The 20,163-nt window shown below is 41.5% G+C and carries 21 protein-coding genes, 1 rRNA gene and 1 riboswitch; of the genes, 17 read left to right on the top strand and 5 right to left on the bottom strand.

Features of this window, described 5'->3' with window-relative positions; translation table 11 throughout:
• Window positions 1–278: 278 nt before the first annotated feature.
• Window positions 279–395, top strand: a 5S ribosomal RNA gene (gene rrf, locus AC3WTL_RS24345).
• Between the two features lie 129 nt (window positions 396–524).
• Here rrf and AC3WTL_RS24340 read toward each other — a convergent pair.
• Window positions 525–1,148 (bottom strand): LysE family transporter, encoded by a 624-nt coding sequence (locus AC3WTL_RS24340; protein ID WP_492370168.1) that lies wholly within the window; start codon window positions 1,146–1,148, stop codon window positions 525–527.
• A 209-nt stretch (window positions 1,149–1,357) separates the two neighbouring features.
• On the opposite strand from AC3WTL_RS24340, the gene AC3WTL_RS24335 reads away from it, so the two are divergent.
• On the top strand, window positions 1,358–1,537 hold the full coding sequence (locus AC3WTL_RS24335; RefSeq protein WP_048011339.1) for an H-type small acid-soluble spore protein: 180 nt from the start codon (window positions 1,358–1,360) through the stop codon (window positions 1,535–1,537).
• Window positions 1,538–1,573: 36 nt separating this feature from the next.
• Here AC3WTL_RS24335 and AC3WTL_RS24330 read toward each other — a convergent pair whose 3' ends face one another.
• A complete protein-coding gene (locus AC3WTL_RS24330; protein WP_197087756.1) occupies window positions 1,574–1,723 on the bottom strand; it encodes a hypothetical protein in 150 nt (49 codons plus the stop codon).
• Window positions 1,724–1,888: 165 nt separating this feature from the next.
• On the opposite strand from AC3WTL_RS24330, the gene AC3WTL_RS24325 reads away from it, so the two are divergent.
• The 6 genes from AC3WTL_RS24325 (at window position 1,889) to AC3WTL_RS24300 (ending at window position 8,908) form a co-directional block, all read left to right on the top strand.
• A complete protein-coding gene (locus AC3WTL_RS24325) occupies window positions 1,889–2,230 on the top strand; it encodes a metal-sensitive transcriptional regulator (protein ID WP_163144528.1) in 342 nt (113 codons plus the stop codon).
• A 17-nt stretch (window positions 2,231–2,247) separates the two neighbouring features.
• The gene (gene copZ / locus AC3WTL_RS24320; RefSeq protein ID WP_492370167.1) at window positions 2,248–2,454 is read left to right on the top strand and encodes a copper chaperone CopZ; all 207 of its coding nucleotides are present in this window, start codon (window positions 2,248–2,250) and stop codon (window positions 2,452–2,454) included.
• A 148-nt stretch (window positions 2,455–2,602) separates the two neighbouring features.
• Window positions 2,603–5,038, top strand: a complete 2,436-nt coding sequence (locus AC3WTL_RS24315) for a heavy metal translocating P-type ATPase (RefSeq protein ID WP_492370166.1) — start codon at window positions 2,603–2,605, stop codon at window positions 5,036–5,038.
• A gap of 19 nt (window positions 5,039–5,057) precedes the next feature.
• Window positions 5,058–5,186, top strand: a complete 129-nt coding sequence (locus AC3WTL_RS24310) for a hypothetical protein (protein ID WP_258750812.1) — start codon at window positions 5,058–5,060, stop codon at window positions 5,184–5,186.
• Between the two features lie 121 nt (window positions 5,187–5,307).
• Window positions 5,308–5,501, top strand: a riboswitch (cobalamin riboswitch).
• 134 nt (window positions 5,502–5,635) lie between these two features.
• Complete coding sequence (locus tag AC3WTL_RS24305; RefSeq protein ID WP_492370165.1) at window positions 5,636–7,858, top strand: ribonucleoside-diphosphate reductase subunit alpha; 2,223 nt, start codon at window positions 5,636–5,638, stop codon at window positions 7,856–7,858.
• A gap of 12 nt (window positions 7,859–7,870) precedes the next feature.
• On the top strand, window positions 7,871–8,908 hold the full coding sequence (locus tag AC3WTL_RS24300) for a ribonucleotide-diphosphate reductase subunit beta (RefSeq protein ID WP_492370164.1): 1,038 nt from the start codon (window positions 7,871–7,873) through the stop codon (window positions 8,906–8,908).
• A 486-nt stretch (window positions 8,909–9,394) separates the two neighbouring features.
• Here the strand turns inward: AC3WTL_RS24300 and bioB are convergent, their stop codons facing one another.
• The 3 genes from bioB to AC3WTL_RS24285 all read right to left on the bottom strand — a co-directional run bounded on the left by bioB (window position 9,395) and on the right by AC3WTL_RS24285 (window position 12,594).
• On the bottom strand, window positions 9,395–10,387 hold the full coding sequence (bioB, locus tag AC3WTL_RS24295; RefSeq protein WP_197217013.1) for a biotin synthase BioB: 993 nt from the start codon (window positions 10,385–10,387) through the stop codon (window positions 9,395–9,397).
• A 24-nt stretch (window positions 10,388–10,411) separates the two neighbouring features.
• Window positions 10,412–11,008 carry a biotin transporter BioY gene (locus AC3WTL_RS24290; RefSeq protein ID WP_248348133.1) on the bottom strand — a complete coding sequence of 199 codons (597 nt, stop codon included), beginning with the start codon at window positions 11,006–11,008 and terminating at the stop codon, window positions 10,412–10,414.
• A gap of 209 nt (window positions 11,009–11,217) precedes the next feature.
• The gene (locus AC3WTL_RS24285) at window positions 11,218–12,594 is read right to left on the bottom strand and encodes a M28 family metallopeptidase (RefSeq protein ID WP_492370163.1); all 1,377 of its coding nucleotides are present in this window, start codon (window positions 12,592–12,594) and stop codon (window positions 11,218–11,220) included.
• A gap of 270 nt (window positions 12,595–12,864) precedes the next feature.
• Here AC3WTL_RS24285 and AC3WTL_RS24280 point away from each other — a divergent pair, with 270 nt between their 5' ends.
• The 9 genes from AC3WTL_RS24280 to AC3WTL_RS24240 all read left to right on the top strand — a co-directional run bounded on the left by AC3WTL_RS24280 (window position 12,865) and on the right by AC3WTL_RS24240 (window position 20,118).
• The gene (locus tag AC3WTL_RS24280) at window positions 12,865–13,140 is read left to right on the top strand and encodes a DUF2188 domain-containing protein (protein ID WP_492370162.1); all 276 of its coding nucleotides are present in this window, start codon (window positions 12,865–12,867) and stop codon (window positions 13,138–13,140) included.
• A gap of 402 nt (window positions 13,141–13,542) precedes the next feature.
• Entirely contained in the window at window positions 13,543–14,295 is a 753-nt protein-coding gene (locus tag AC3WTL_RS24275) for a DeoR/GlpR family DNA-binding transcription regulator (RefSeq protein ID WP_492370161.1), read from the top strand.
• Window positions 14,292–15,221 carry a 1-phosphofructokinase gene (gene pfkB / locus AC3WTL_RS24270; RefSeq protein WP_252219112.1) on the top strand — a complete coding sequence of 310 codons (930 nt, stop codon included), beginning with the start codon at window positions 14,292–14,294 and terminating at the stop codon, window positions 15,219–15,221. The genes AC3WTL_RS24275 and pfkB overlap by 4 nt, the downstream gene beginning before the upstream one ends.
• 1 nt (window position 15,222) lies before the next feature.
• A complete protein-coding gene (locus tag AC3WTL_RS24265; protein WP_197249335.1) occupies window positions 15,223–17,094 on the top strand; it encodes a PTS fructose transporter subunit IIABC in 1,872 nt (623 codons plus the stop codon).
• 251 nt (window positions 17,095–17,345) lie between these two features.
• Complete coding sequence (locus AC3WTL_RS24260) at window positions 17,346–18,212, top strand: GNAT family N-acetyltransferase (RefSeq protein WP_492370160.1); 867 nt, start codon at window positions 17,346–17,348, stop codon at window positions 18,210–18,212.
• A 133-nt stretch (window positions 18,213–18,345) separates the two neighbouring features.
• Window positions 18,346–19,143, top strand: a complete 798-nt coding sequence (locus tag AC3WTL_RS24255; RefSeq protein ID WP_492370159.1) for a DUF2935 domain-containing protein — start codon at window positions 18,346–18,348, stop codon at window positions 19,141–19,143.
• 90 nt (window positions 19,144–19,233) lie between these two features.
• Window positions 19,234–19,488, top strand: a complete 255-nt coding sequence (locus AC3WTL_RS24250; protein WP_492370158.1) for a protein YuzH — start codon at window positions 19,234–19,236, stop codon at window positions 19,486–19,488.
• A gap of 140 nt (window positions 19,489–19,628) precedes the next feature.
• The gene (locus tag AC3WTL_RS24245; RefSeq protein WP_226280784.1) at window positions 19,629–19,712 is read left to right on the top strand and encodes a putative holin-like toxin; all 84 of its coding nucleotides are present in this window, start codon (window positions 19,629–19,631) and stop codon (window positions 19,710–19,712) included.
• A gap of 280 nt (window positions 19,713–19,992) precedes the next feature.
• The gene (locus AC3WTL_RS24240; protein ID WP_261391768.1) at window positions 19,993–20,118 is read left to right on the top strand and encodes a hypothetical protein; all 126 of its coding nucleotides are present in this window, start codon (window positions 19,993–19,995) and stop codon (window positions 20,116–20,118) included.
• Window positions 20,119–20,163 lie beyond the last annotated feature (45 nt).

The raw sequence follows: 20,163 nt of genomic DNA, 5'->3' as shown, positions 1-20,163 counted from the left end.
TCAGGTTGATAGGTCAGAGGTGGAAGCGTGGCGACATGTGGAGCTGACTGATACTAATCGATCGAGGACTTAACCAAAACGAAAAGCGGAGGCGACTGTTCAACTTCGATAGACGTTGGAGAGCCGGCCATTCAAATCCTGGTTTTGGGATTTGGAGGGACGGATCGAAACGGCCGAGAAGTTAGGAGCCGAAGCTAGACAAGTCATTGGTGAATACTCGGCAAATACTTCTTCATACATTATCTAGTTTTGAGGGAACGAAGTTTCTTCAAACATAGTCCGGTGGCGATAGCGAGAAGGTCACACCCGTTCCCATACCGAACACGGAAGTTAAGCTTCTCAGCGCCGATGGTAGTTGGGGGCTGTCCCCCTGTGAGAGTAGGACGCTGCCGGGCAAATGAAAGAGCACCTGATGGGTGCTCTTTTTTATGTGTAAAGCTAGATGAACTCCGAACTTGCGAGTAATACCAATTTAACTGCAACCCAGTTCAAAGACACCTTGTCCGAATGGATGGAATATGTATTTAAAACAAAAGTTTATAAGCCTGCAATCCAAAATATATACCAAAGCCAATCAAAGATATTCCAGATACAACTGAAATAATAGCGAGAATCTTTCCGGTTAAAAATCTTCTAAAGCTGCTGGCGACGGCTGCCATAGTTACATCCCAGAGAAGAAGGCCTGTAAAAATCGCTCCACTGTATATAATAACTTGGGCCTTGTCATACTCAGCTGCTGTTTTTGCCAGGATGGAACCATAGATGCCGAGCCAAAACAGTATGGTTAAAGGATTTGACAATGACATGAGGAAGCCTGACATAAAGGATTTTACTTTAGATTCATTTTTGGTTCTGACGCTTGATATTACTTTGCCAGCGCTTAATATGGTTTCCACACCTGTATATACCAGGACAAAAAATCCAAAGCACCATAAAAAAGCTTTTATAAATGGAATCTCAAGAAAATGTACTACACCCAAATATACGGCTGCCATATAAACTGCATCTGCTGTTATAGCTCCCAGCCCTACAAGCCAGGCGTGGAAAAAACCATTTTTTATCCCTTTATCCAATTGCGCAGCATTTATTGGACCAATTGGCGCTGCAAGCGATAGACCCAAGAAAACATAGCCTAAAAATATGCTCATAAGTGTACAACCCCTAACTGCCAAAACCTGTTTGTACAAAGTGTATTCAGAGTATTGGAAGGATAGGACAACTATTTAATCCTTAGCAAGCAGCAGTTTTTGCAATCAGAATGTATTTGGCCCAATAAAACAACTTTACTGAAAAAGCAGGCATAAATTTCTCAACCATGCAAAAAATAAACTGAAAAAAGCAGAGGAGAGTGTTTCTTATGGATGCAAAGCGAGTGAAGCAAATTCTTTCATCATCAGCAGATATCGAAGTAAGATACAATGGTGCTTCCGTGTGGATCGATAAGCTCAATGAAGATGGGAGGACTGCGACAGTACATTTACGCGGCCCGCTTGAAGAAAGGTCCGAGGTGGAAATTGGAGAACTGACTGAATTGTAATATGACATTAAGCCGCCATCACTGGCGGCTTTTCGTCTATATATCCTGATTGGAATCAGTTTCTGAACGTTCATTTAAGTACTTATTCTCAGCAGAAGCAAAGTTTACTGACTGCAGGCTAATTTCTTTGTCAATTCCATACAGATCTTTGCCCGTGTCTTCTAGATTTTCATGCCTTCTATCCACATCATCGACCTCCTTTTTAAAGTGTTTCCGTTAGTATAAACAGAGATTTTCAATAACATGAAAGGGAAATTATACTTAAAAAACCGGAAATTATCCCATTTCGAATTCAAAGCTTTACATAGGGTACCCGGGTATAATATAATTAATACAAAGGAGGCTGTTCAAATGGCTTTTGATTTAGAAAATGAGGATTTATCTGCTGACAGCTGCTGTTCAATTGAATCGGAGCGAAAAAGTCATCATTCAGAAAAAGTTAAGAAGAATTTGACTACCCGATTAAATCGGATTGAAGGGCAAATACGCGGGATCAAAGGACTTATTGACAGAGACGTGTATTGTGATGATATCATAACACAAATTTCAGCAACTCAGTCCGCTTTGAATAGCGTAGCCAAGCTATTGCTTGAAGGCCATTTGAAAAGCTGTGTGGTTGAAAGAATCCACGAAGGCGATGAAGAAGTGCTTGATGAATTTTTAATCACAATCCAGAAATTAATGAAAAAATAGTGGGAGGCTGCATTATTATGGAAAACGTAACTTTGAAAGTAAGCGGAATGTCATGCGGACATTGTGTAAAAGCCGTGGAGGGCAGTGTCGGCAAATTAAATGGTGTGGATAAGGTAGCAGTGGACCTTGATAATGGCCAGGTACAGGTTCAATTTGACTCATCTGCAGTTGCACTTGAACAAATTAAAGAAACAATTGACGATCAAGGGTATGATGTAGAGTAATTTAATTGGTAAGGAACGTGTGAATAAAATGCACGTTCTATTTTTTTACAAATTAAGAAATTTGCCTAATTATATTTGATTGACATATAGGGTAGAGGGGTATAGTATATAAGTGTAAGGTACTTCGTTTGATAAAGGAGTGGGAGTTATGGGTGATGCAGCCCTGAAGGAAGTTCACCTTCCGATATCGGGAATGACATGTGCAGCCTGTTCATCTCGAATTGAGAAGGGGCTAAATAAGCTGGATGGTGTCCAGGAAGCAAGTGTCAATCTTGCATTGGAAAAAGCAGCAATAAAATATAATCCGGATGTAACTTCTGTTGAAGCTTTTGAGAAAAAAATTGAGGATCTCGGTTATGCAGTAGTATTGGAAAAAGCAGAGTTCGAATTGCTGGGGATGACATGCGCAGCCTGCTCCGGAAGAATTGAAAAGGGACTTAATAAACTTCCTGGGGTAAAACAGGCTGTGGTCAATTTGGCTCTTGAAACGGGTACTGTTGAATATAATCCCGAGCAAGTCTCCGTCCAGCAAATGATAAAAAAAGTAGAGAATTTAGGGTATCAGGCAAAAGTAAAAACGGATAAAGACCAAGAGATAGAAGGTTATAGGGAGAAGGAAATCGAGAAGCAAAAAGGCAAATTCGTCTTCTCATTAATTCTTTCCATTCCTTTGTTCTGGTCCATGGTGGGACATTTCGAGTTTACATCCTTTATTTACGTTCCCGATATGTTTATGAATCCGTGGGTTCAGCTGGCGCTTGCAGCTCCCGTGCAATTTTTTATAGGGAAGCAATTTTATATCGGAGCGTATAAGGCATTAAGAAATAAAAGTGCCAATATGGATGTACTGGTTGCATTGGGTACTTCTGCCGCTTTTTTCTATAGCTTATACCAATCACTGCTATCAATTGGCAGCAATGGACATATGGCTGAGCTCTATTATGAAACAAGTGCCATCCTTATAACATTAATCATTTTAGGCAAGCTGTTTGAAGCGAGGGCTAAGGGGCGTTCTTCTGAAGCAATCAAAAAGCTTATGGGTCTTCAGGCAAAAACAGCAACTGTCTTGAGGGAAGGGGAAGAAATTGAAATTCCTCTTGAAGAAGTAATTGCTGGAGATATCATATTTGTAAAACCGGGTGAAAAAATCCCGGTCGATGGCGAGATTATCGAGGGACAGTCAGCATTGGATGAATCCATGCTGACGGGGGAAAGCGTACCTGTTGATAAAACAGCAGGCGACACAGTCATCGGATCCACCCTTAATAAAAATGGCTTCCTGAAAATTAAAGCCACTAAAGTTGGCAAAGATACAGCACTGTCACAGATTATTAAAGTAGTTGAAGAAGCGCAAGGTTCCAAGGCGCCCATACAGCGAATGGCAGACAAAATCTCCGGGATATTCGTTCCGATTGTCGTGAGTATAGCAGTGGTTACATTCCTGGTATGGTATTTATGGGTAAGTCCCGGTAATTTTGCAGAAGCACTAGAAAAATTGATTGCCGTCCTGGTGATTGCATGTCCATGTGCCCTGGGCCTGGCTACGCCAACTTCTATTATGGCAGGTTCTGGCCGGGCAGCGGAATATGGGGTTCTTTTTAAAGGCGGGGAGCACCTGGAGCTTACACATGAAATCACTACTGTCGTTCTTGATAAAACCGGAACCGTAACACACGGCAAACCGGTTTTAACGGATGTGATTACGGAAGGCAATATTGAAGAAATGGCATTTCTCCAGCTTGTAGGATCTGCTGAGAAACAGTCTGAGCATCCATTAGCCGAAGCGATTGTAAAAGGAATAAAGGATAAAGGAATCACTCTTTTTTATCCGCAGGAATTTGAAGCTATTCCCGGCTATGGGATTAAAGCAAAAGTGGAAGGTAAAGACCTTCTAGTCGGTACAAGAAGATTAATGGAAAAATACGATATAAATTTCCATTCAGCCAAGCTTGAAATGGAGACACTTGAGGAAAATGGAAAAACGGCAATGCTAGTTGCAGTCGATGGCCAATACGCAGGTATCGTTGCAGTTGCGGATACAATAAAAGAAACTTCCAGAAATGCAATCAATCGCTTAAAGCAATTGGGGATTGAAGTCATTATGATTACGGGAGATAACAAACGTACGGCTCAGGCAATAGCTGAGGAAGTGGGGATAGACTCTGCAATTGCAGAGGTTCTGCCTGAAGGCAAGGCAGAAGAAGTAAAAAAACTACAAAACCAGGGGAAAAAAGTCGCCATGGTCGGCGATGGCATAAATGATGCCCCTGCACTTGCTGTTGCTGATATAGGAATGGCGATTGGAACCGGTACAGACGTTGCGATGGAAGCAGCAGATATTACTCTAATGAGAGGGGATCTAAATAGTATCGCAGACGCCATCCTAATGAGTAAAAAAACCATAAGGAATATCAAACAAAATCTTTTCTGGGCATTTGCATACAATACACTTGGCATCCCAGTAGCTGCATTAGGGTTCCTTGCTCCCTGGCTTGCCGGTGCAGCCATGGCTTTCAGCTCCGTATCTGTCGTTTTAAACGCACTTAGATTACAAAGAGTAAAAGTAAGTGAAAAAAACGTTTAATTGGAAGGAGCAAATATAAATGAAGAAATGGGCAGGTGCAGCGATTGCTTACCTGATGCTTGTAATGGCTGGTTATGCGGCATATGATTCTTTCTTGGCTAAGCCAGAGCCGATACCTCATGATATTGAAATCGAAAATCATGAATAACAAATGACCGGGCAGAGGGAATCCCCCTCTGTCCATTTTTCGCAGATTAATAATTGTAATTTATTTCTCGATATGATAGAATCGACTACAATATATAGTATGTATTTTCAGAAATAAAAACTACATATAGATCGTGATTGGTGTCCTATATGGACTTAATAGGGAATTCGGTGAAAAACCGAAGCTGTCCCCGCAACTGTAAGTGCAGACGAAAAAAGCATGCCACTGTACAAAACGCTTCATAGCGTTAGTATGGGAAGGGCTTTTAGTAGAGTGAAGCACAAGCCAGGAGACCTGCCAGGGCGATCGAAAGTTTCTTATCTTCGGGGATTGAGATGATGAAACGATCGCGTAATGGCCGTTTGTTCATCTGCTTCCTGCTATTATACTATCGTTTGATCCGCTCATTTTCCGGGCGGATTTTTATTTTGCCTTTAGGAGGAAGTAAGATGGTCCAAACCATACAGCCGTTAAAAATTTTAGAAGAACTTAAGACTGAATTTCCACAGCTCGGCATTGAACAATTGTTAAAAAGGTATGAAGAAATGAGTCAGCTGGGAGGGGAGGCCATGTATGACCAGCTTATACTGGATTGTTTATCATTTATCAGCATAGAAGAGCCTGATTGGACGTTTGCCGCTTCACGTCTGCTTCTTAAAAAGCTCTATATCGAGTCAGGAAAAAATAGAGAATGCCAGCCGGACGATTGCTACACACATTTTTATACGCTAATTGAACGGCTGACGGCTTTGGGAATTTATGAACAGGATTTATTAGATATGTATTCAAAGGATGAGATTAGTGAGCTGTCCTATTTTATTAAAAAAGATAATGACCGTTTATTTACATATTTGGGGCTGAAAATGCTGGCAGATCGGTATCTTGCCAGGGACAAACAGAGAAAACTTTATGAGCTTCCACAGGAGCGGTTCATGATCATCAGCATGGTTCTGATGAAAAAGGAGACGAAGGATAAGCGTCTTAAGCTTGTTAAAGAAGCTTACTGGGCAATGAGCGGGTTATATATGACTGTTGCCACTCCAACACTCGCTAATGCAGGGAAAAACTGGGGTCAGCTTTCAAGCTGTTTCATTGAGACCGTTGATGACAGTCTTGATTCTATTTATGACAGCAATACCGATATTGCATCACTGTCAAAAAATGGCGGTGGAATCGGAGTATATTTGGGAAAAATCCGCAGCAGAGGCAGTGATATTAAAGGATTTAAGGGGGCATCTTCCGGTGTGATCCCCTGGATGAAGCAGCTGAATAACACAGCCGTCAGTGTCGATCAGCTTGGACAAAGGCAGGGTGCTATAAGCGTCTATCTGGATGTCTGGCATAAAGATATCTTCTCGTTTCTTGATGCAAAGCTTAATAATGGAGATGAAAGGCAGCGGACACATGATTTATTCACAGGTGTCTGCATTCCGGATTTGTTTATGGAAAAAGTGGAAAGCCGCGGGTACTGGTATTTATTTGATCCCCATGAAGTCCGCAAGGTAATGGGCTTTTCACTGGAGGATTTCTATGACGAAGGAGAAGGAGAAGGTTCTTTCCGGCAGAAATATAAAGAATGCATTGATAACCCGAATCTATCAAGGGAAAAAGTATCAGCTATCGAGATCATGAAATCCATCATGAGAAGTCAGCTTGAAACCGGGACACCCTTCATGTTCTACCGGGATGAGGTTAATCGGAAAAATGCCAATTCGCATTGCGGAATGATTTATTGTACCAACCTTTGCACTGAGATCGTACAAAACCAAAGTGTTACTAAGAGGGTTGAAGAATATACGAGGGATGGGAAAATAATTATCGAAAAACGGCCGGGAGACTTCGTTGTCTGCAATCTTTCATCCATCAATCTTGCACGGGCCTTAAGTGAAGGAGTCCTTGAAAGGCTTGTGCCCATTCAGGTGCGAATGCTTGATAATGTTATTGATATAAATAGTATTCCGGTTCCTCAGGGGCAGATCACAAATCAAAAGTACCGTGCGATTGGACTGGGGACTTTTGGCTGGCACCACCTTCTTGCACTGAAAAAAATCACATGGGAAAGCGAAGAAGCAGAAGAATTTGCTGACAATCTATATGAACAAATTGCTTTTTTAGCGATAGAAAGTTCTATGAATCTGGCAAAAGAAAAAGGTAGCTATTCAGCCTTTAAAGGCTCTGATTGGGAAACGGGTGCTTACTTTGAAAAGCGGGGATATCTGGAGGCAAAGACAGAAATGGACTGGACAGGATTGAGCAGGGAGGTAAAGGAATTCGGCATCCGAAACGCCTATCTGTTGGCGGTAGCCCCTAATGCTTCAACTGCATTAATTGCAGGAAGCACACCCAGTATTGATCCTATATTTAACAAGCAGTATTCCGAAGAGAAAAAGGATTATCGAATCCCTGTGACTGCACCTGATATTAACAGTGAGACCATCTGGTACTACAAATCTGCCTATCATATTAACCAGGAGTGGAGCATCAGGCAGAATGCAAACAGACAAAAACACATAGATCAGGCTATTTCATTTAATTTCTATATACCTAACCATATTAAAGCTATCGATCTATTAAATCTGCATCTTTCAGCATGGAAGAATAAATTAAAAACAACTTACTACATCCGTTCAACTTCATCAGAGGTTGAAGACTGCGAATCTTGCTCAAGCTAAAGGAGGACCCTTATGAATACTCTAAAAAAACGCCTGATTATAAATCAATCGGCGCCTAATAAATCCACTTCAATCATTAACGGGGAATGCTCCAATATTCTTAATTGGGATGATGTCCGCTTTTCCTGGGCCTATCCAAAGTATAAAAAAATGCTCGCTAACTTTTGGACGCCTTTTGAAATAAACATGTCACAGGACATTAAGCAATTTCCTCATTTAACAAAAAGTGAACAAGATGCATTTTTGAAGATTATTGGGCTGCTTGCATTGCTGGACAGCATCCAAACAGATTATGCCGGAAAAGTTGCTGATTATATTACTGACTCAAGCATATCAGCACTCATGATCATACTTGCACAGCAGGAGGTGATTCATAATCACTCCTATTCCTATGTTCTATCAAGCCTTGTTCCCAAGCAAAAACAGGATGAGGTTTTTGAATTCTGGCGGACAGAACCTATATTAGTTGAAAGAAATGAATTTGTTGTGAACGGATATAAAGATTTTGCAGAGAATCCAAGTTCTGAGAACCTGCTGAAATCGATTGTATTTGATGTCGTTTTGGAGGGGCTTTTCTTTTATTCAGGTTTTGCATTCTTTTATCACCTGGCAAGAAATCAAAAAATGGTTGCCACCTCAACAATGATAAATTACATCAACCGGGATGAACAAATCCATGTAGATTTGTTTGTTAAAATTTTCAAAGAAATTCTTAAGGAAAATCCGGAACTTAATACTAATGATTTAAGTGAATTCGTCCAGGAGACTTTTAAAAGAGCAGCTGAACTGGAAATTGAATGGGCCCGCGATGTGATCGGCAGCAAAACGGAAGGCATTCTGCTGTCTGACGTTGAAGCTTATATCAAATTCTATGCAAATGTCCGCTGCAATCAGCTGGGATTTGAACGGCCATTCGAAGGATATAAGACCAATCCTCTCCGCTGGATAGTAGCTTATGAGGAGGTTGACCAAGGAAAGTCTGATTTCTTTGAACAAAAATCGCGGCAATATACAAAAGTTCAAATAGATAATGGGTTTGACGAATTATAGAATAGAATTTACTAAAAAAGATTCTGCCCCGGGGCAGAATCTTTTTTTTATCGCAGTCTAACGGGCAGTAAGATCAGAAAAATAAATGGAGGATAAGTGTGGGGCAAACTGCCCAATCTAGCTGCCGCTCCTAGGGGCTTGAGGCCATAAGCCAATCAGCTGATGGGAAAAAGCACTTCCCGCCATCTGCTCGTCTTATGCTTGTCACCCCTGGGCAAGTCGTCTCGCTTTATAATGTAAGGCCCGAAATAAGGACAAAGACTAAGAACGCCACGTCCTCCCAAAAGCTGCCGCTTTCTGTCGTGTGATGTATCGCTGCCGCAGAAGCTTTCCTTGTCCTGTGGCTGTGACCCACTTCCTCCCAAAAGCTGTCGCATTTGGTCGTGCGATGCTCATGCTGCCGAAGCCTTCCTTGTCCTGTGGGCCTCAACTAACAAACAATCAGCGGGGTATAAAGGAACCCCCGCTGGTTGAAGTTTCACTTTATCAGGAGTATACCGGCTCCCCGGCTGCGAAATCAATTTCAAAACCCAAATCCTTCAGCATTTTATGATCAGCTGTGCTTTCCTGACCAGCGGTAGTTAAGTAATCTCCTACGAAAATGGAATTGGCCGGATATAATCCAAGCGGCTGCAGGCTCCTGAGATTCACTTCTCTGCCCCCGGATATTCTGATTTCCTTTGATGGATTAATAAAACGCATGAGACAAAGCACTTTCAGGCAATAGCGCGGATTCAGCTCATCCGTTCCTTCTAATGGCGTTCCATCAATGGCATGAAGAAAATTAACCGGAATTGAGTCGGCATCAAGCACCTTTAAGCTTCTTGCCATCGCTATGACATCTTCTTTGGTTTCCTTCATGCCGATGATAACACCGGAGCATGGTGAGATGCCTGCCTCCTTTATTAATTGGACAGTATTGACTCTGTCTCGATATGTATGGGATGTAGTAATGTTCTCATGATGATTTTCAGAGGTATTAATATTGTGATTGTAGCGGTCTACTCCCGCTTCCTTCAGCTTCTCAGCCTGTTCAGGCTTCAGAAGTCCAAGGCAGGCGCAGACCTTCATATTGTAGTGATCCTTTATCTCTTTAACAGCAGATACAACTTCATTTATCTCTTTGTTGCTTGGGCCCCTGCCGCTTGCAACGATACAATATGTTCCAACATTAAGCTGTTGTGCCTGTTTAGCTCCCTGTATGATAGAGTCCTTATCCATCATCCGGTATTTTTCAATAGGTGCAGTTGAGATGCTGGATTGTGAACAATAGCCGCAGTTCTCAGGGCATAATCCGGATTTTGTATTTATTATCATGTTTAATTTAACTTTATTCCCGTAATGATGATGACGGATTTTATAGGCACTGTGCAATAAATCCAGAAGCTCATCATCAGGGCAATTTAATATGGACATTGCCTCCGAGTCTGTCAATTCATGTCCTTCCAATACATTTAGAGCTAATCTTCGATAATCCATATGAATCCTCCTTTATACTATTAGTTAAGCTGCCCGGTTCATTTTTCTGAACTGACTGCGGGCAAATACTCTATGCTCCAGTCGATATGCCATTAACCCGGCAAATACAGAGAGAATAATGTCCTTTGGAAGAGGGACCGCCATCCATAGCCATGCCATTTGATAGGAAAATCCTTCAGGTGCTGTAAACCAGAGCTTATAAGCCAAGTACATCCAATTTGTCCCAAATAGATAATTGATCGCCATTCCAATTAGAGCTGCTGTTATATATACCGGGACTGATTTTTTCTTTTCAATTATTTTCCCGGTGACATACGCTGTTAGAATGAACGAAAGGATAAAACCGAAAGTCGGGTTTAGTAATGAAGCAAAACCGCCGCCGAATTTTGAAAATACCGGGGCCCCTGCAAGCCCGACGAAAGCATAGACAGCCATTGTAATAGCTCCCAATCGGCTTCCTAAAATAGCCCCTGCCAAAATGGCAAAAAAAGTCTGTAAAGTAATGGGCACTCCTCCGATTACCAAAAATGGCACAATTGAAGTGAGGTTTGCCCCAACCGCCATCAGGGCAACAAACATACCTGCCAATGTTAAATCAATTGTCCTCAAACCTTTCTTCATAAAAAGCCTCCTGCTAGATTTATATTTATACAATTTAGAATAATAGCAGCAGATAACAATTGTCAACCGAATTATAAATAAGGTTTACATATATGTCGTGTTAAAGATGGTATCGGAGGGAAGGGAGGGCAACTTGCGAAGAGGCTGGGTGGCTTGATTTTTCCTAATTAAATAGCCGCCGGCAGTTCGCCAGCGGCTATTTTGAGGTATTAATTATTGCCTTTTGTTTTTTTTCGAACCACATCAAAAAGTCCGGAACCAATAATATCAAGGGCTGATTGCATTCTTTCTACAGAGATATTATCTTCAATTGTATCCTGCGGTGTATGGTATACCTTTTCAATATGATAAACAAGCGGATCCCAGCTGTCTATTCCCATCCAGATGAAAAGGGCCGCAGGAATGCCGGCATTATGAAAAGGCACATGGTCACTTGATCCGAATTTGCCTGGGAGAATGTCCGAATTGCCTAGGCGTGCACCAGCTTCACCAGTTGAAGAAGTTACAATGTTTTGGCTGCCGTCTGGAGTCATGGCATATAGGTTTGTCGCCTTGTCGTAATTTGTAGCAACCATATCAGGAACAAAAACAGCCTCTATCTGATTTTTTTGTGACTCTGTTAACTGATCTACATAATATCTTGCTCCTAAAAGTCCGCGCTCCTCAGATCCAAATGCAATGAATTTGAGGGTTTTGTCTGTATTATAACCTTTATAAACTCTGGCTAGCTCAAGCATTAACCCAACCCCGGAAGCATTATCATTCGCACCAGGAGCACCCACTACACTATCATGATGGGCACCTAGTATAACTTCTTTTGTATCTTTATCTTTTGAATTTGCTTCCTTTGTTGCAATTACATTTACCGATTTAAGATCTTTATAATGCTTTGCTGTCAGGGAGAGCTCAACTGCACCTTGTTCCATTTGTTCCTTAAGCCATTCACCATGAATATAGGAAGCCCCGAAAATCGGAATATCATATTTTGCAGTAAGGTTGGGATTAAAAGTTTGTCCGTAATTGCCGCGGCTTCCAACGAGGCTTTGCAGAATTACACCTGCTGCTCCTGCCTCGACTGCTTTGTCTACCTGCTCACGGTATCCGGCTGTAGTATCTGCGCGTGCCAGCAGTACAATTTTACCTTCGGCTCCCTGGAAATTTTCATTTTCCACATAGACCACTTGAGCATTAACTGGTGCCTCGCTGATTGCTCCATTCGGGGCAGCCCCCATTTCCCAAACAGTTCCGTCTCCAAATGCAGCACTGCCTATGTATTGATCTGCTACAGGAAAGTATTGGAATTCGACATCATAACCATAACTCTTAAGTGTATTTGCAATATACTGTGCTGACTTCTTTTCATTTTCTAATCCGCCCGGTCTCGTCCCAATTTCTTCTGATAGATACCTTACATGATCAATAGCACGCTCAGCATTTACCCTGGCAATAATCTTCTGATCCTGCGAGTGGGATGAGTTTCCGTTTTCAGTATTTAGCGGGGCAGCATACCCGACTGTCCCAAATGCTAATGAAGCTGCTAGAGCCGCTGCCAGGATACTGGCAGACTTTTGTTTTTTTCTTGACATAATAACCTCCTGAAAATTAGTATTTTTCGATTCCCTAACGATTCCTAGTTTAGTAGATATTGGTATTTTGTGAATAGAGTAATAATTCCTAAGAGGCATACCCATTGTTCCGACATAATCTGCCAAATCTATATGGTAAATGACAAAGTTTCCGGTACATTACTCCTATATTAATTTATTAGAAGCTGGTGTTTTTAATTTTTCCTGAGAGGGTAAAGTGAAACTGCTCATCAAATAGATGATGTCCACACAATATAAGGAGGTATAAACATGGCAAATAATCATAACAACATTCAAAGTGACGAACAGAAACAATATTTCAAGGACCGGGCAGGCACAGATGAAGCGAGATTCCATGTAGTACCGCACGATGAAGAAGGGTGGGCAGTCAAAAAGGAAGGCCAAGACAAGCCTGAGTACACTGCAGATTCGCAGTCAGATGCTGTCGAAGAAGCAAAGCGCATGGCTGAACAAGCCGGCACAATGGCCATTCTGCATAATGAGGATGGAAAAATTGAAAATCTGTTAAATTATGAAGATAAATAACTTTAATGAAGGGCATTACCTTTGTGTAGTGCTCTTTTTTTGTTATGGAGAAATGTGATTTTTTTCCTAAAACAAAAAAATTCCGCTTCCCATAAGAAAGCGGTTCAAAAAAGAGACCTTGGACCAAGTTAATTCTTAAATTTAACAATATATAGTAGCGATAGATGTCAGAAGAAACTATATATTGTTATTTTAGATTCTAGCATAATAAATCATAGAGAGCAAACTATTATTTTAATATATTTAAAATATTCTAATTAAAAGAATAAATATACTATAAACAATCAAAAACGATCAATATATGATTGATTTTGATATATTTTGAATGAAAATGATTGATTTTTGCAATCGGTTTCAGTATGATGTAGTCAAGAAGAACAACACACCCAGGGAGGTGATGTTTTGTTAACACCAGAGCGCCACAAATTGATACTGCAGCTTTTAAAAGAGAAAGGTGTAGTGAAAATTCAGGATCTCGTTGACATAACAGAAACATCGGAATCAACAATTAGAAGGGACCTTACCCAGCTTGAGGAAGGAAAGTACCTAAAAAGAATTCATGGAGGGGCTGCAAGGCTTCAGGGAAAGCTGCAGGAACCCAGCATGTCTGAGAAGTCATCCAAAAACCTTCAGCAAAAGCGGCAAATCGCCCAATACGCAGCAAACCTTGTTGAAGAGGGGGATTCCATCTATTTGGATGCAGGCTCGACAGTAACTGAAATGATTCCCTTTTTGCCTGCAAAAGAAATTGTGGTTGTGACGAACGGATTAATGCATATTCAAGCATTGCTGGAACGAAATATAAAAACATTTTTAATTGGCGGATTTGCCAAGGAACAGACAAAAGCGATCATCGGCAGAGGGGCATTGGCCAGCCTGGAAAATTATCGATTTGATAAATGCTTTATGGGGGTTAACGGCATCCATCTTCAATTCGGCTACACCACACCGGATCAGGATGAGGCTATGATTAAGCAAATGGCCATTTCGCTTTCAAGGGAGGCATTCGTGCTTGCCGATGATACGAAGTTTTCAGAAATCGCGTTTGCGAAGATTGCCGATTTGCATACAGCAGCAATTATTACAAATGAGCTGAATGAGGACCAGAAGGAGCCTTATAGCAGCAAAACTACAATAAAGGTCGTGACAGCATGATACACACATTGACGCTAAATCCGTCAGTGGACTACATCGTAGAATTGGATGAAATGATAGTCGGCGGTTTGAACCGCATGCAGCAGGATGCAAAGTTCCCTGGAGGAAAAGGGATAAATGTTTCCAGAGTGCTGAACAGAATGGATGTTGAAAGCAAGGCCTTTGGCTTTGTAGGCGGATTTACAGGAGATTATATTGTTGATCGCTTAAATAAGGATAATATTCAAACTGACTTTGTCCAAGTTGCTGATGACACAAGAATTAATGTAAAGATCAAGACAGAGACAGAAACAGAAATCAATGCCAAAGGGCCGGCCATTTCAGGGGGGAATTTTGAGGATCTTAAAAATAAGATCCGCAGCCTATCAGAAGAAGATTTACTTGTCCTTGCAGGCAGTATTCCATCGACCTTGCCTGAAACAACTTATGAAGAGCTGGTGAAAATCTGTTCAGAAAATGGAGCGGCCTTTGTGGTGGACGCAGAGGGAGAACTATTGAAAAAGGTCCTTCCATACAAACCGTTCTTAATAAAGCCGAATCACCATGAATTAGGTGAAATATTCAATACAGAATTTACTTCCGCAAGAGAAGTTATCCCATATGGACAGAAACTTGTAGAAATGGGCGCGCAGAATGTAATTGTTTCATTAGCCGGGAAGGGAGCCGTCTTGATTTCTGATGAAACAGCGTATATTTCAAGCGTTCCAAATGGGGAAGTGAAAAGTTCTGTGGGTGCCGGAGATTCCATGGTAGCCGGTTTTCTTGCAGCTTATGAAAAAAACAAAAATATAGAAAAGGCTTTTCAATACAGTGTTGCTTCCGGAAGCGCTACGGCTTTTTCACTTGGTCTTTGCACAAAGGAAAAAGCAGAGGAATTGCTTTCTCAGGTTTCGATTGAAAAGGTCAGCCTAAAAGGGGAGATTTAGGATGAGAATTACAGAATTACTGACAAGAGATACGATTCTGCTCTCATTGAGCGGAACAGGCAAAATGGATGCCATAAATGGATTGGTAAACAAGCTTGATGCAGCCGGAAAGCTTCATGACCGGGACGCCTTCAAAAATGCAATCTTAAAAAGGGAAGAACAAAGCACAACAGGCATAGGTGATGGAATTGCCATACCTCATGCCAAAACGGGTGCGGTCAAAGAACCTGCTATTGCGTTCGGCAAATCAGAAGAAGGCGTAAATTATGAATCACTTGACGGTCAGCCCGCACACTTATTCTTTATGATCGCAGCCCCGGAAGGAGCAAATAATACACACTTGGAGGCTCTGTCAAGGCTTTCATCGATATTAATGAACGAGGAAGCACGAAAAAAACTTCAGCATGCTGCTTCTGCGGACGAAATTATTGAAATCATTGACAGCTATGACGGGACAGAAGAAGAGGAAGTCCAAAATATTGCAGACAGCAAACGATTTGTTGTGGCTGTAACAGCTTGCCCAACAGGAATTGCCCATACTTATATGGCAGCTGATTCACTAAAGGCCAAGGCAGCTGAAATGGGTGTTGATATTAAGGTTGAAACAAATGGCTCAAGCGGTGCTAAAAACGTTCTCACACCAGAGGAAATTGCAAATGCAGCAGCAGTTATTGTTGCAGCAGATACAAAGGTTGAAATGGAACGATTCAGCGGAAAGCATGTCCTTGAAACGGCAGTAGCTGAGGGCATCCGGAAACCTCAGGAGCTTATTGAAAAAGCGCTTAAGCAGGATGCTCCTGTATACAAGGGCGGAAGTGCGGACAGCAGCGGGACCGCTGGGAATCAAAAAGAACAAAAAGCCGGAATTTATAAGCACTTAATGAATGGCGTATCCAACATGCTTCCATTTGTTGTGGGCGGAGGGATCCTGATTGCCATTTCATTTATGTTCGGTTATAAAGCAGCAGATCCTAATGATCCGTCATACCATCCTATCGCTGAAGCACTGATGACGATTGGCGGGGGGAATGCATTTGGATTAATCGTTCCAATCCTTGCGGCGTTCATTGCCATGAGTATTGCGGACCGTCCAGGCTTTGCTGCAGGCGCAGTCGGGGGAATGATGGCAGCATCTGGAGGCGCAGGATTCCTTGGCGGCATCATTGCCGGCTTCCTTGCAGGTTATGTAGTAGTTGGTTTGAAAAAGGTCTTTGCTGGCCTGCCTTCATCACTTGAAGGAATTAAAACGATTTTGCTCTATCCGCTCTTTGGAATTGCTATCACGGGATTGCTGATGCTTTATGTTGTCAACAAACCAGTTGGCGCATTAAATTCTGCTATCACCGAGTGGCTTTCAGGTCTTGGTACTGGAAATGCTGTCCTGCTTGGAGCAGTCCTTGGGCTGATGATGGCATTTGATATGGGTGGCCCGGTCAATAAATCGGCATACGTATTTGGTACAGGGCTGCTTGCGAACGGAGTATATGAACCAATGGCCGCAATCATGGCAGCGGGTATGGTTCCGCCTCTTGCCATCGCGCTTGCCACAACTTTATTTAAAAATAGATTTACTAAACAGGAACAGGATGCAGGAAAAGCAAACTACATTATGGGATTTTCGTTTATTACTGAAGGCGCAATCCCATTTGCAGCTGCAGATCCATTACGTGTTATCCCATCCATCATGGCAGGATCTGCCTTGGCTGGTGCCATCTCAATGATGGCTGGAATCGGATTAAGGGCGCCGCACGGCGGAGTCTTTGTCGTCCCTCTAGTCGATGGCCCATGGCTAATTTACCTTGCAGGAATAATAGCAGGTGCTCTTTTGTCCGCTGTCCTTATTGGACTCCTGAAAAAGCCTGCAAATAAATAATGTATGAACCCAAGCCGGTACTCGAAGTATCGGCTTTCATTTTTGAAAAATCCTTTTAAAATTGATTGAAAAAACTGAAAATAAATGCTTTAATTAAAATAAACTCATTAGTCTATATAGTTTTGATTTTAAATAAACTATTCAGTCTATTTAAAATGGAGGTGAAAGAGACATGGCCATTATCATTGTAATTAAAAAAGGGAACAAACATAAATAACAATCAAAAATTTAAAACATGAAGGAGAGCGGCTATGAAAATAAAAAGACTTTCCCAGTGCACCCTGGAGGAGGCGCTGACAGCTTGGAACAAAGGCTTTGAAGGATATATAGTTCCCATTAAGATGGATCTTCAGGCATTTGTTAACCGAATGATATCTGAGGGTCTTTCTCCTGAAATGTCGATTGTTGTATTTATGCACGGAGAACCTTGCGGAATCATAATGAATGGATTTCGGGAGATTAACCGCAGAAAAATAGCCTGGAACGGAGGCACTGGAATCGCCCCGGAATTCCGTGGAAAAGGTCTCTCTGCAGCAATGATGGAAGAGGTAATTAGCATCTATAGAGCTGAAAGAGCCCACACCGCTGTTCTTGAAGCAATTGAAGAAAATGAGAGAGCGATTAAGCTGTACAAAAAAGCAGGCTATGTGATTACCGATCACTTGCTTTATTTAAACAAGAAGCTTTCACATACCGAACTGGGCGTATTAAAGGAAAACCATCTTTCCATTAAAAGGTTATATCCCGAACAGCTGCAGTCACTTAGCATTTATGACAGCAAAGCTGCCTGGCAATGCCAGTGGCAAAGCGTAAAACACGGAGAAGCTGCTGTGATATTAAATGACGATGGGAAAGAGGAGGGCTACATTTTATACAAAAGAATACTGGAAGCGGGGGGACGAACAGACCGAATCATCATCTATCAGTTAAGATTAAATGATGGAAATGCTTATGATAAAATGACTGAAGGCCTTCTCGCTCATCTGTTTCTGGCTGGGGACGATTCTATTGATTTTACTGCAGTTAATATTTCTGTTTCCAATCCCGCCTCAAAAGCTTTACTTGAATGGGGATTCGAAAAAAAGGCTGGACAGGTAATGATGGAAAAATCGCTTTAGTATATCTGCTTTTCAATTTCCCTCTTTCTCTTAAAAACTAAGTTGCAGATCCATAGTTGAGGTTAGTGCTTAGGCATAATTTCAGCTGGTTTCTGATATGTTTTTATGAGTACGTTTGAAAGGGGAGATACACTTGGCTGCAGGATTTGAAAATGCTGCAAAATTTGAACACGGGTTTTGGCTGCAGATTTTGGGTGATCATGCACGCTTTATACATGATTCGCTATCACCAAAGGAAAAAGACAGCATTGAACGGGCAAATTACTTTATACAAACTTTTGATCAGCTGCTGGGAAGGGTTGGAGTGGATAATCTGGAGCAATTGAGCAAGAGGGCGGAACAGGAAGCTAAGAAGCTGCGGGAATTTAAATTGAACCTGATTGAACGTCATTTGACAGGGAAAATATCCATTCATCTTGGTCCGGTTTTTATTAACCATATGGTCAATGAGCTTGAGGAATATATGCTTGTCCTTCAATATTTAAAAAAGGGGGAAGCCCCGCCTGTATTTCATGAGCTCCATCACCATTTAATCTGGCTTCTGGATGCAGCTGGCCATGCAGGTGCCATATCGGACAATATGGAACGTGTTGAGAAGAAAATTAAGAAAATCAGTGATGGCTATACAAAGGATTTTGAAGCATTTTATTTAAAGGCCGTAGAAATGTCCGGCTTCCTTCGGACTAATGTTGAATCATTCCCCGCCCTGCAAAAGTTTAACAGCGATGTTACGCTGGAAATGTCTCTGTTTATGAACTTTCTCAATGAAATTGAGGAGCTTGAATTAAGCAAGGAGGCAATGGGGACATTTGCAGCTTTAATGGCAGATCATATGTACCGTGAAGAATGCTATTACCTCTCAAAGCTTGCCGAGTCTACTCAGTCTGAAAAGCCGAAATGTGACCCGGCCAAACCACGGCTTAAAGAATAATTTCAAAACTGCCATTTTCGGCAGTTTTTTTGCTTACAGAACATGAATCCATGTTTTCCAGGGTAAAGGAATATTAAAAAGGCTGATATCATGGAACTGATTAGATGGAGTTATATGAGGAGAAATCAGGTAAAGGGGTTCTTTGACTGTTTTCCTGAAGCAATCATTATTTTTAAAAGAATAAAAAATTATTATTTTATCCACAGTGCGGAATGGATAGGAAATCCCCAGATAATTGCTAAGCACCACCTGGAGGAAATGGAATATTTACTTAATCAGGAGATGGGTTTTCTTCATGGCTATCTTCAAAGGAAATCTGCAGATAATAGAGAGAGTAAAATTTGAAAAAATAGGAAAGAAGAATCAATTTATTTAAAATAGAACACATGTTCGACTAAATGGACAAGAATGTGTTATAATAGAGAAGCAATGGGAGTTTCTCAAGGGTGGTCGGCTAGCCCCGTACTGAAAGGGGGTGATGCCTTTTGACAGTTTTCGAATCGATCATGATGATGATTTCTTTTTCTAGTCTGATCATTGCTGTCATGACTTTTAACCATAAAAAATAGACCTCCCTTGATCTGACAATTGAGGGAGAGGTCTACGTCTTTGACAGGCCGATCCCCTAAGGGAACGACTATTGCGAATGACCGTGGGTGCGGCAACACCTGCGGTCGTTTTTTATTCATAATCTTAATTTAAGGATATCATATACGTCTCAAAAAGTCACGGAAATAAGCATATCGCATGATCACTTATAGTATATGCAGGTCTGTGCTGAAAATCCATAATGATTCTTAGCCTGGTGTGAAATACTAAAAAGGCATTGTGATATATGGAGGAACAGACATGACAAAGCGCAATATTAAGACTAAATCAGGATTGCAAAGTACAAAGAAAAGTATTAATGAGATGGAGTTCTCAAAAGAGCTTGGTACAGAAAGCAAAAGTGCCAAAAAGACAAAACCTGACTGATGTTGGAAATAAAGAATCAACAGAGATGGGGCAGACTAAAACTGC

It is taken from the genome of Cytobacillus sp. EB106-05-05-XG126, assembly GCF_058791715.1.
Note: the sequence above shows the minus strand (reverse complement) of the source record. Positions and strands in the feature narration are given on the sequence as shown.

Bases quoted from the DNA above. Each gene is read 5' to 3' on its own strand.
- AC3WTL_RS24340 (WP_492370168.1), bottom strand. From the start codon at position 1,148: ATGAGCATATTTTTAGGCTATGTTTTCTTGGGTCTATCGCTTGCAGCG.
- AC3WTL_RS24335 (WP_048011339.1), top strand. From the start codon at position 1,358: ATGGATGCAAAGCGAGTGAAGCAAATTCTTTCATCATCAGCAGATATC.
- AC3WTL_RS24325 (WP_163144528.1), top strand. From the start codon at position 1,889: ATGGCTTTTGATTTAGAAAATGAGGATTTATCTGCTGACAGCTGCTGT.
- copZ (WP_492370167.1), top strand. From the start codon at position 2,248: ATGGAAAACGTAACTTTGAAAGTAAGCGGAATGTCATGCGGACATTGT.
- AC3WTL_RS24315 (WP_492370166.1), top strand. From the start codon at position 2,603: ATGGGTGATGCAGCCCTGAAGGAAGTTCACCTTCCGATATCGGGAATG.
- AC3WTL_RS24310 (WP_258750812.1), top strand. From the start codon at position 5,058: ATGAAGAAATGGGCAGGTGCAGCGATTGCTTACCTGATGCTTGTAATG.
- AC3WTL_RS24305 (WP_492370165.1), top strand. From the start codon at position 5,636: ATGGTCCAAACCATACAGCCGTTAAAAATTTTAGAAGAACTTAAGACT.
- AC3WTL_RS24300 (WP_492370164.1), top strand. From the start codon at position 7,871: ATGAATACTCTAAAAAAACGCCTGATTATAAATCAATCGGCGCCTAAT.
- bioB (WP_197217013.1), bottom strand. From the start codon at position 10,387: ATGGATTATCGAAGATTAGCTCTAAATGTATTGGAAGGACATGAATTG.
- AC3WTL_RS24290 (WP_248348133.1), bottom strand. From the start codon at position 11,008: ATGAAGAAAGGTTTGAGGACAATTGATTTAACATTGGCAGGTATGTTT.
- AC3WTL_RS24285 (WP_492370163.1), bottom strand. From the start codon at position 12,594: ATGTCAAGAAAAAAACAAAAGTCTGCCAGTATCCTGGCAGCGGCTCTA.
- AC3WTL_RS24280 (WP_492370162.1), top strand. From the start codon at position 12,865: ATGGCAAATAATCATAACAACATTCAAAGTGACGAACAGAAACAATAT.
- pfkB (WP_252219112.1), top strand. From the start codon at position 14,292: ATGATACACACATTGACGCTAAATCCGTCAGTGGACTACATCGTAGAA.
- AC3WTL_RS24265 (WP_197249335.1), top strand. From the start codon at position 15,223: ATGAGAATTACAGAATTACTGACAAGAGATACGATTCTGCTCTCATTG.
- AC3WTL_RS24260 (WP_492370160.1), top strand. From the start codon at position 17,346: ATGAAAATAAAAAGACTTTCCCAGTGCACCCTGGAGGAGGCGCTGACA.
- AC3WTL_RS24250 (WP_492370158.1), top strand. From the start codon at position 19,234: ATGGAACTGATTAGATGGAGTTATATGAGGAGAAATCAGGTAAAGGGG.
- AC3WTL_RS24240 (WP_261391768.1), top strand. From the start codon at position 19,993: ATGACAAAGCGCAATATTAAGACTAAATCAGGATTGCAAAGTACAAAG.